At 44.3% G+C, this 11097-nt stretch carries 11 protein-coding genes; all 11 read right to left on the bottom strand.

Annotated features, from left to right (window positions below; all coding sequences use genetic code 11):
* Positions 1 to 257 precede the first annotated feature (257 nt).
* Positions 258 to 566: an ArsR/SmtB family transcription factor gene (locus H580_RS0118145; protein WP_028596051.1), complete on the bottom strand. Its 309-nt coding sequence runs from the start codon at positions 564 to 566 to the stop codon at positions 258 to 260.
* 258 nt (positions 567 to 824) lie between these two features.
* Complete coding sequence (locus H580_RS0118150; RefSeq protein ID WP_028596052.1) at positions 825 to 1190, bottom strand: fluoride efflux transporter FluC; 366 nt, start codon at positions 1188 to 1190, stop codon at positions 825 to 827.
* Positions 1187 to 1588 (bottom strand): fluoride efflux transporter CrcB, encoded by a 402-nt coding sequence (gene crcB / locus H580_RS0118155; RefSeq protein ID WP_028596053.1) that lies wholly within the window; start codon positions 1586 to 1588, stop codon positions 1187 to 1189. Before crcB ends, H580_RS0118150 begins: the two co-directional genes overlap by 4 nt.
* Before the next feature lie 130 nt (positions 1589 to 1718).
* Positions 1719 to 3026: an AAA family ATPase gene (locus tag H580_RS0118160; protein ID WP_028596054.1), complete on the bottom strand. Its 1308-nt coding sequence runs from the start codon at positions 3024 to 3026 to the stop codon at positions 1719 to 1721.
* A gap of 177 nt (positions 3027 to 3203) precedes the next feature.
* Positions 3204 to 3959 carry a tRNA threonylcarbamoyladenosine dehydratase gene (locus H580_RS0118165; protein WP_028596055.1) on the bottom strand — a complete coding sequence of 252 codons (756 nt, stop codon included), beginning with the start codon at positions 3957 to 3959 and terminating at the stop codon, positions 3204 to 3206.
* Positions 3960 to 4168: 209 nt separating this feature from the next.
* Positions 4169 to 5983, bottom strand: a complete 1815-nt coding sequence (gene aspS, locus H580_RS0118170) for an aspartate--tRNA ligase (RefSeq protein WP_028596056.1) — start codon at positions 5981 to 5983, stop codon at positions 4169 to 4171.
* Between the two features lie 104 nt (positions 5984 to 6087).
* Positions 6088 to 7344 (bottom strand): histidine--tRNA ligase, encoded by a 1257-nt coding sequence (gene hisS / locus H580_RS0118175; RefSeq protein WP_028596057.1) that lies wholly within the window; start codon positions 7342 to 7344, stop codon positions 6088 to 6090.
* Between the two features lie 604 nt (positions 7345 to 7948).
* Positions 7949 to 9529: a coproporphyrinogen III oxidase gene (locus tag H580_RS0118180; RefSeq protein WP_028596058.1), complete on the bottom strand. Its 1581-nt coding sequence runs from the start codon at positions 9527 to 9529 to the stop codon at positions 7949 to 7951.
* 206 nt (positions 9530 to 9735) lie between these two features.
* Positions 9736 to 10155: a hypothetical protein gene (locus tag H580_RS25585; RefSeq protein ID WP_028596059.1), complete on the bottom strand. Its 420-nt coding sequence runs from the start codon at positions 10153 to 10155 to the stop codon at positions 9736 to 9738.
* Positions 10156 to 10300: 145 nt separating this feature from the next.
* The gene (locus tag H580_RS26275) at positions 10301 to 10447 is read right to left on the bottom strand and encodes a hypothetical protein (RefSeq protein ID WP_157282983.1); all 147 of its coding nucleotides are present in this window, start codon (positions 10445 to 10447) and stop codon (positions 10301 to 10303) included.
* A 69-nt stretch (positions 10448 to 10516) separates the two neighbouring features.
* On the bottom strand, positions 10517 to 10966 hold the full coding sequence (gene dtd, locus H580_RS0118200; protein ID WP_028596060.1) for a D-aminoacyl-tRNA deacylase: 450 nt from the start codon (positions 10964 to 10966) through the stop codon (positions 10517 to 10519).
* Between the last annotated feature and the right edge of the window lie 131 nt (positions 10967 to 11097).

The following is an 11097-nucleotide window of genomic DNA, read 5'->3' on the forward strand; positions in this document are numbered from 1 at the left end:
GGGTAACGGGTCACTACTCAATAGACTTTCCTATCCACCTCCCATGACGTGGACAGGTGCACCTCCTCTTAAATGAAATGAACACTGCTTTGTACCTAACATTATAAATCATCTGGCACAAGCGTCAAATCGAACACAAGCTTTATAACTTAAAGAATAGGTTAGCAGCACCTCCTACAAGTGAATTAACACATTTATATTCACTGTAAGCCGCGTCCTATCCCAATAAAATGCGATAACTCGTACTTAGGATCTTACTACTCCTCTGAAGCGTAACGAATTGCCTCCTGCAATAGCCCGATAATATGCTCATCATCACATGAGTAAAGCATGTTTTGTCCTTCTCTCCGATATCTTACGAAACGGTAGGCACGCAGTGTTTTAAGTTGGTGAGACACCGCTGATTGAGATAATTGCAGAGCATCTGCAATTTGATTGACCGCACATTCTTCGTTAGCAAGCAACGTAAGAATACGAATTCTAGTTGGGTCACCCAACGCCTTAAACGTTTGTGACACACGTTCCAACACTTCAGGCCCCCAGGCCTTTTCCTGCAATAGTTCCATCGTTCACGACTCCTATTCTGAGCATATATGTATTGTGCATCAAATAATCCTTGACCGCAAACTACGACAAAGATTTATAGATACAGCAAGTTATTTATAGGGTGTCCGATGTTGTCTGAACATATCCGCATACTTGGACAACGAAAATTTATACATGTATAAATATAAGTTAAACACTCATTTGTTCATTTATTCAAACATAGTAGAAAAAGTTTCAGCTGCGTCTTTCAAGTTCATAAATACAGTAATGCAGTACAATTACAATAAGGCTTTCCCAGCAGCAAGCCCCAATGCAGCCACGACGGTTGTTGCTATTGCCGTACTAAGTATATAAACCCCGAAATAAAAGGTATTTCGACTTTCCCATAATTTAAGCGCTTCTACTCCGAAAGTAGAAAAAGTGGTGAATGCACCACAAAACCCTATCGCCAATAGATGGACAAGAAACTCAGGCAGTATTGATGCGCAGCCAATAATGAAACCCAATAAATAGGATCCTGATACATTAATAAACCATGTAGGCCAAGGTACCGCTTGAGAGCAGCGCTGTCCGAGCCAAGCACCCAGTGTATAGCGTGACCATGCACCCGCTGCACCGCCAATAGCAATCCACAGCCAACTCATGTTGATTCCTCCCATGATCTATTCTGCATTCCACAACGATATCCTGCTGCTGCAGCTCCAATTCCTAGTGCAATCGTCAATACTTGATAAATAACAGCAGTAAGCATCCGATTCATCTGTATGAGTTGGACCGTTTCTAACGCAAATGTAGAGTATGTTGTAAATGCTCCAGCACATCCTGGACCAATAAATGCCCTCCAATATGGAGATAGGCTTTGCCTGCAACTTATCCTAGCAGTAAACCAACCCAGCAAAGCTGCCCCGAAGATATTAATAAACAGCGTGGTATAAGGAAAACCCATCACACTATCAAACGGATCAATTAAACTTATGCCATATCGTAGTAACGCGCCGATCATTCCTCCTGCAGCAACTGCTATTCCTACTACCTTCATCATGCGAGCATCGCCCCTTGATTTAATACTGCTACAGATTGATTCATCTTTTGAAGCCGCGCTAGATAAATCATCAATCAAGTTATAGGATACAAGCCTCACTTTTGATGATCCCGATTAACTTATTATCCCATTACTTATTTCTGCGCAGCTGCTGGTTTATTTTCATTTTCGCTTCTGTCCCTTGATCAGTTGCACTGAAAAAGACACGTTTACGAATAGAATCCGGCAAATACTGCTGTTCTACATAATGTCCGGGGTAATCATGCGGATACATATATCCTTTATGTCCTAATTTATCCGCACCTTTATAATGAGTATCCCGCAAATGAAGAGGCACGTCTGCAGATTTCACCTCATCCATAGCCATGCTAATTCGCTGTAAGGCAACAGGTATCGAGTTCGACTTCGGACTTTCGACAGCAAATAATATTGCCTGGGCAATAATATACTTAGATTCCGGCCAACCAATACGATGATAAGCTTCCAACGCACTTACGGCCTGAACCATCGCTTGCGGATTAGCCAAGCCAATATCCTCACTACATGCCACTGTTAGTCTTCTTATGAATGTCATTGGGTCCATGCCAAGCTTGTCTACCGCGTACATGAACCAAAACAATGCAGCATCACTTGAACCACGTATACTTTTATGAAAAGCAGACAGCACATCATACTGCGTTGATTCATCTGCTTGAACGATAGGTTGGCGCACGGACTCCTCTGCTACTTGCAAATCAACACGAACAGTCCCATCTGACTGAGGCGTTGTCGTCATCGCTGCCAATTCCAAAGCATTCAATGCTCGGCGTATATCACCATTTGCCATGGAGGCAATATGCTGAAGCGCCTCTGGATCAACTTCCAAGGGCATAAAGCCTAAGCCTCGTTCACGATCCTGCATCGCATGCTTCATAGCAACGATACAATGCTCCGCTTGAAGCGGTTGTAGCTGAAACAGAGTAGATCTGCTAATTAAAGCTCCGTTCACATGGTGGAACGGATTTTCTGTGGTCGCCCCAATAAAAATAATCGTCCCCTTCTCTACGGCAGGCAGCAATGCATCCTGTTGAGAACGATTAAAGCGGTGCACTTCATCTAAGAATAAGGTCGTCTTTGTTCCATATAAAGTTTTGTTGCTCTCTGCCTTCTCAATCACTGCGCGGACATCTTTAACTGAGGCATCTACCGCATTCAAACGCACAAATTCACCTTGCGTTCTCTCTGCTATGATGTTGGCAAGCGTCGTCTTACCGCATCCAGGCGGCCCATACAATAGGATAGACGACACTCGATCCGCCTCAATCGCACGCCGCAGCAAGCGATTAGGGCCAATGATATGTTCTTGCCCTACGTATTCATCCAGCGTCCGCGGCCGCATCCTATCCGCTAACAGGCGCATAGTCGGTTGTTGTTCTTCTTGCATGCTGAATAAATCCACGTTGTCCCTCTTCTCCGTTTCAATTTCTTAATTTGATTTTATCATAGAACCATCATGCACTCCACACAATAAGAACAAGCGTTCTGAAATAAAAAACCCTTTCTGATTAACATCGGCCACAATGGCCAACACCAATTACCAGAAAGGGAGTCTACAAACTTTAAAACATACTTACCTTTATGAAGGGTACTCTACGGTCTTCAACATATCCTTAACAACTTCGCTTACCATAATTAGCCCTGCTACAGGTGGAACAAATGCATTACTTGCCGGCGGCTGCTTTACTTTGCGACGATCAGGTGCATTTTCAGGAACAATCTTCTCTGTAACATCAACACGAGGTTTCATCGGCTCTTCCGTAGAGAAGACAACCTTAACCCCTTTTTTGATTCCTTCTTTACGAAGTTTTTGACGGATAACACGTGCAATTGGGTCAACTGTCGTCTTCGAAATGTCCGTAACTTGGAAGCGTGACGGATCCATCTTATTCGCAGCACCCATGCTAGAGATAAGCGGAATTTTACGCTGCAAGCATTCTTTGATCAAGTGAATTTTGTATACAATCGTATCCGATGCATCAACCACATAATCCAACTCGTATTTAAATAATTCCTCATATGTCTCTTCCGTATAAAACATATTCAAGGCTATTGCATCACAATCCGGGTTAATTAACTTAATGCGATCTCGCATGAGTTCCGCTTTTTTCTGACCAACTGTCGTCGTCAAAGCATGAATTTGACGGTTCAAGTTCGTAATATCTACAACATCTTTATCGATCATAATAATGCGGCCTACACCTGTACGCGCTAGCGCTTCCGCAGCGATAGAACCTACGCCACCGATACCTAGAACAGCTACTGTGCTGTTCTTCATCTTTTCAATCCCTTCAGGACCAATAGCCAACTCCGTACGTGAAAAAGCATTCAGCATAAAAAACTACCTCCTCTATTTACTCATCATTCACATGTTTTCATTCGCTTTAAACACATAACAATCTCCCTCAAACAGCCAGAACATAAGGCCGCATAGAGGGAGATTGAGATATATCTGTATACATCGCGCAAGCATGTGTTAGTTATCCTAGCTTCTCACTAGTTCGCCCCGATGCAATTCATTGCAGTAGCATAATGCTCTTACGATTACTCTGTTTCAGTAGCAGCTGCAGCTTGCTCTTCTGCTGCCTTTTCCTTCTTCTTCACTGTAGTCTTGATGCTGAGCTGGTGCAGCTGTGCGAAATCTACCTCGCTCGGCGCATTCACCATCAAGTCTGTTGCACTTGCCGTTTTAGGGAATGCGATCGTCTCACGCAAGTTTGTTGCGCCAGCCAATAGCATCACAAGACGGTCAAAGCCGAATGCAACACCGCCGTGTGGTGGAGTTCCGTATTCGAAAGCATTCAACAAGAAGCCGAATTGCTCTTGCGCCTCTTCCGGAGAGAATCCAAGTGCTTGGAACATCTTCTCTTGTACTTCACGCTTGTAAATACGCATCGAACCGCCACCTACTTCGTATCCGTTCAATACGAGGTCATACGCTTGTGCACGAATTTGACCTGGGTCTGTGTCGAAGAATGGAACGTCTTCTTCGATTGGCCGTGTGAATGGATGATGCTCTGCTACATAACGTTTCGCTTCTTCATCGTAGCCAAGCAATGGGAAGTCCACAACCCAAGCAAACTTATAATTGCTGTCGTCGATAAGACCAAGACGACGGCCGATATGCAGGCGCAAGTTGCCAAGTACGTCAGCTACCACTTTCTTCGTATCTGCGGAGAAGAGCAACAAGTCGCCTTCTTCAGCGCCAAGACGCTCGCGAAGTGCTTCGATTTCCTGCTCGTTGAAGAATTTCACGATTGGTCCTTTGAATTCGCCGTCTTTCACTTGAATCCAAGCCAATCCTTTCGCACCGTAGCGTGCTGCAAATGGTCCAAGATCATCGATCTCTTTACGGCTCCATGTGCCGCAGCCCTTCGCGTTCAAACATTTCACCGCGCCACCTTTTTCGATGACAGAAGCAAATACTTTAACGCCAGACTCAGCAACGATATCTGCTACATCAACTAGCTCTAGGCCAAAACGAAGGTCTGGCTTGTCAGAACCGTATTTGTCCATCGCATCCTTATACGTAATACGTTGGAATGGTGTTGGAATATCTGCACCAACTGTTTCTTTAAATAAACGAACCATAAGGTTCTCCATCATTTCAAGAAGCTGATCTTGCGTCAAGAACGAAGTCTCGATATCAACTTGTGTAAATTCTGGCTGACGGTCAGCACGCAAGTCTTCGTCACGGAAGCAACGAGCAATTTGGTAGTAGCGCTCAAGGCCAGATACCATGAGAAGCTGCTTGAAAATTTGTGGAGATTGCGGCAATGCATAGAACTCACCTGGATGCACACGGCTTGGTACCAAGTAATCACGTGCACCTTCTGGTGTGCTCTTCGTCAAGATTGGCGTCTCTACTTCGATGAACTCTTGCTCATCAAGGAAATCGCGGAAAATTTTAGCTGCTTTAGAACGCATCATAAGCGTCTTTTGCATTTCCGGACGACGAAGATCCAAATAACGATATTTCAAACGCAGAGATTCATCAATTTCAATTCCGTCTTCAATGAAGAACGGAGGATTTTTCGCTGCATTCAATACTTCAATCTCAGTAACACGAACTTCAACTTGTCCTGTAGGCAAGTTTGCGTTTACTGTTTCTGCATCACGTTGAACGATTTCACCGCGAACTGCAAGTACGTACTCATTACGAACTTTATCACCGATCTCAAGTGCTTCCTTCGAGAAATCTGGGTTGAAAACGATTTGTACAAGACCACTGCGGTCACGCAAATCCACGAACAACACTCCACCCAAGTCACGACGACGTTGTACCCAACCGTTCAATGTAACTGTTTCACCAATGTTTGCAGTCGTTAACGTACCGCATTGATGCGTTTTAACTAACATAATAGCCACCCCAATTTATAAAATGTAAAGCTGTTGAAAAACCTTTATTTTCAAGCACTCTGGCACTTTGTGTACGAAAGTGCGCTTCACTTCCTTGCTCGTTTCTATTGCTTTGTTGATTTCAGCGCTTCCACGAGCTGTTCAATCTTAACGAACTGCTGCTCGCCAGCTTGTAAATCTTTCAAAGCAATCTCACCGCGCTCAAGCTCGTCGTCGCCCAAAATAGCTGCATAACGTGCTTTCATTCGGTCAGCAGACTTCATCATCGCCTTCATCTTACGGCCTTGGTAGTCTTTTTCACCAGACAATCCATTTACACGCAAATGATGAAGAATCTTCGTCGTCTCCTGCTCTGCTTTCTCACCTAGAGCAACCAAGTATACATCTAGCGGAGGAGCTTGCTTAATCGCTACTTCTTGCTTCTCCAGCAACAATGCGATACGCTCCATTCCGATACCGAAGCCGATACCAGGCTGTTCAGGTCCGCCAATATCAGCCACAAGACCGTTGTAGCGTCCGCCGCCGCCCACTGTATCAATAGCACCGATACCTTGTGCCTTATATTCAAATGCCGTATGCGTATAGTAGTCGAGTCCACGCACCATACGATGGTTCACTTCATACTCAACGCCCATTGCATCCAAGTGCCCCTTCACTTTCGTGAAGTGTGTCGCACACTCTTCATCTAAACTGTCAAGAATAGACGGAGCAGCTGTGAACTTGTCTTGGTCAACTTTACAGTCAAGTACTCGAAGCGGATTACGCTCCATACGGGACTGGCAGTCTTTACACAATGTTTCTTTCATTGGCATCAAGAAATCAAGTAATGTTTGACGATAAGCAGCACGGCTTGCTGCATTACCGACGGAGTTTATTTCTACTTTCACACCGCTCAAGCCAACTTCTTTCATAAACTGGTAGCCAAGTGCAATAATTTCAGCATCCAAGCTAGGATCTACAGCACCGAACGCCTCTACACCGAACTGGTGAAATTGACGATAACGTCCTGCTTGCGGACGCTCATAACGGAACATTGGCGCAATGTAGTAAAGTTTCGTTAAATCAGGCTCACCGTACAATTTGTTCTCTACATAAGCACGAACGACACCTGCTGTATTTTCTGGACGGAGCGTCATACTGCGGTTGCCCTTGTCGACAAATGTGTACATTTCTTTTTCTACGATGTCTGTCGTATCACCAACTCCACGTTTGAACAATTCTGTTTGCTCAAAAATCGGTGTACGAATCTCTTTGTAATTGAAACGACGGCACAAGTCACGAACCGTTTCTTCGACACTTTGCCAAATCTCTACCGTACCAGGAAGTAAGTCCTGTGTACCAGTCGGCTTCTGGAATGCCATACTGCTCACCCTCCTATATGCATAAAAAAACTCCCGTCCCGCGCTGCATCAAACAACGCATAGGGACGAGAGATTGGTTGTGTCCATTCACCCGTGGTGCCACCCACATTCCGGAAAGCCGGATCATGTTCTGAATGATGATCCTGTTAGCTAATTCCGCTTCATTCGCGTATAACGTCCGCTCCACGCCTAACGGCTACCGCTGACATCACCTACTAAGAGCAAAATGCTCATGCAGCAATGCGTTTCGCCGTCGGTTCTCGGGGGTGTCATTCATTCGTCCTGCGCCAAGACCCTTCCAGCCTAGGGGTCTATCTCTGATAACGAGGGTGTCGAATTACTTGTTCCCGTCACTGAATCTCAACTATAAATGTGTTGCACAGATGTACTACACTTCGATATATAAAGAACATTGTAATAACCGATACGATGAAAGTCAAGCTTATGAGCGTGGAAATAAACGAACAAGAAAAAAACCTGCACCACTGTGCAGGTTATCAATAAGATATATTCTTAAAAGGGGGTCATGTGTTTAGTATAGGCCTGCTACATTAAAGGAACATGAAGCAATGATTACAAACATATTACAATTTAGAAAGCGCTTTTAGAACATACCTTTCATCATGTCGATCTTCTTCTGTGTGACTTCTTTATAATTATCATTGTACACTTTCGGCTCTTTCGGATTCGCGTAGCGCGTAATCTCCCCAGTAACAGGGTGTACCCACTTTGTCGTTGCGCCGCAGCCTAACCCTACAATGGATTGTATCTCTTCAATAATTAAAATGTTATACAAACTCTCCATACCAGGTAAAGCATATCCCACGTTTTCGAGATTTCCTAAAATGTTTTTTTGTCGATACAAATAATAAGGCTCATAGCCATGGTCATCTGTCCAATCACTTGCCGCCTGCATCATAGCACCGATTTCTTCACGTCCTGCTACTTTGAATTTCTCCTCACCGCGATGCTTGGTCATCTCAGACGCACGCTTGAACGACAGCGTATGCACAGTGAGTGATTCTGGCATCAACTTTTGTGTTTCATTCAAAGTATGCTGGAATTCAGGTAGCCCTTCACCAGGCAGTCCGATAATAAGATCCATGTTAATGTTGTTCATGCCCATTTCTCTAGCAAGCTGATACTTATCAATCGTCTCTTCTACACTGTGATGACGACCAATAATATCAAGCGTTTCCTGAGTGTAGGACTGTGGATTGATGCTGATTCGATCAATGCCCCATTTATCCAGTACAGCAAGCTTCTCTGGTGTAATCGTATCTGGACGGCCTGCCTCCACCGTAATTTCACGAACTTGCTCCACATCAGGGAACGATTCATATACCTCTTCGTAGAGCATATCCATTTCTTCAGCAGTGATGCTCGTAGGTGTGCCTCCGCCAAAGTAAATCGTTGTAATACGCACGCCTCGCTCTTTCAAGAAACGGCCAACTTCGCGAATTTCATAATGCAGTCCACCAAGGAACGAATCGACAGAGCCCTGACGACCATTAATATCATATGCAGGGAACGTACAATACGCACATTTCGTTGGGCAGAAAGGAATGCCAATGTAAATGCTCAATTCTTTTTGCAATTGATCCAGATCAGGCAATGCGGTTAGTTGACGGTCAACGATACGTTCCATCAATGCGATTTTTTCATCTGTAATCAAATAGTCTTCCTTAAGCATCTGACGTGATTCCTCGCTGGAAAGCCCACGGCGACGAGCATCATGTCTTAGCTTAGTTGGACGAACGCCAGTCAGTATTCCCCACGGCTGCTCCAACCCGCTCCACTCCGTCATTAGAGCAAGCATAGCATGACATAGACCGTTTTTCACTTGCTTGCGGTACTGCTCATAGCTTGAGCCTGCTTCGACATAACGTTCGTGATTCGTTGTATACGTTTGAAGCTGTCCTTCGGCATCTCGAGCTAACATCTTCCCTTTCAACTGTAAAGTACGAGCTACCTTAACAGTCTCCCCTGATATCAACTCACCTGCATGATCATGAATGGACAGTACGATGCCCATTTCATAACCTTCTTTTTCTACATTGCTAACAAGCTGTTCTTCATCCACAGATAATGAATATTCAACCTGCGGCTGTTCCACATATAACTGTATTAGATGGACGAGCGAGCGCTCGAAAGCAGACTCGTTCGCACTTAACCATACACGCATGTAATCCTCCTAATTGTTGTTGCCTGTACAAAACGATGCAACTTTACAAAAATAAAAGCAGTCGGCGCATGAAAAGCTCAACAGACTACTAGTAATAACAATAGTGCACAATAAAATACGCGCTCATCAAATGAGCGCGTATTTTATATTTGAATCCGTATTGTATCACAAGTAGTATCGATAATCGAGCTTTCTACTAAGAAAAGCTACTCCACATATGCACCTTGGCGACGAAGAAGTTTGAGTGCCTCGATATAATGATTTACATCCACCTTAACGGAAATGGCATAGCTTAAGTCATCAGGTGCTTGCTCACGTTCTTCTGGATAACGTTCATCCTCAACAATTCCAGGTACCTGTCCCTCACTTTGCTCAGATCGCTCTGTTTCATCATTGTTAATGACAACGCCTACACCCGATCCTGCAGGGTGCATCGCACTGCCTCCTGCATAGCTGACTCCACCCGGATTGGATGGAATAGGTGCCAACAGCAACTGTCCTTGTCCAAATGGCTCTTCAAGACGACCAATCTCAATGTGCTGTTGTTGTATCCCTAAACTTATAAGTGGAATACGCAACGATTCTGCTTCGTTCTCTGTTCGTGTGTAAGCTTGTATATGTTTCATATTCATGTCACCTCTACTGTATGAGAATAACGTGCAGCTGCAAATTGCTTATTCTCTAATACCCATGAGATAACAAATATGAAACGGCCTGTAACATAATCCAATCAAGCTTATCACCTATAACTCCGACTATTACTTATTTTACTTAACGACGATGATTGGGTTGTTCTCTTCTAGATTGAACCGCTATCGGGTCAGCATCTGCTAATTGATTAGCCTGCTCTTTGAGCAGCCCACCTGCAATCATTGCTTGACTATACTGAATCGCTAATTGCTGTAATGAGTGTCGCATGAAATCCGCTCCTATATCTATGATGTAACTAGATGTTAGTATGCGTATTTGAACGTCTGCTATACATGCTTAGGAACGAGGAGGGCTATCAAGCAAAAGAGTGACAGGTCCCCAGTTCGTAAACGTTACATCCATATTGGCACCGAACACTCCGGTTTCTACACGGAGCCCATGGCTTCGCAATCGCTGATTAAATTGCTCATACAAAAGCTCTGCCTTATCAGGGCGCGCTGCACTTGTAAAGCTTGGTCTCTTGCCACTGCGACAATCTCCGTACAGGGTGAACTGTGAAACAGACAATATCGAGCCTTGAATATCTTGCACAGATAAATTCATTTTCTCCGCTTCATCTTCAAAAATTCTCAATCCTGCTATTTTATCAGCTAGCCAATTTACATCCTGCTCAGTATCCTCATGGGTCACTCCTACCAGAAGCATAAGTCCACGATCAATTTGACCAACCACTTGCTTATCCACCACTACTTTTGCTTCCTTCGAACGCTGTACGACAACTCTCATCAGACTTATCCCTCCGTATATATAGATAGAGCCACCCCATTTGGGGCGGCCCAGCACAATAGTTTGAATATTTCATTTATCCGTGTTATTTCACATATAAACGACTCGATCCAATGATCGTAACATACTCG

This window comes from Paenibacillus assamensis DSM 18201, assembly GCF_000422445.1.
Taxonomy (GTDB): domain Bacteria; phylum Bacillota; class Bacilli; order Paenibacillales; family Paenibacillaceae; genus Paenibacillus_B; species Paenibacillus_B assamensis.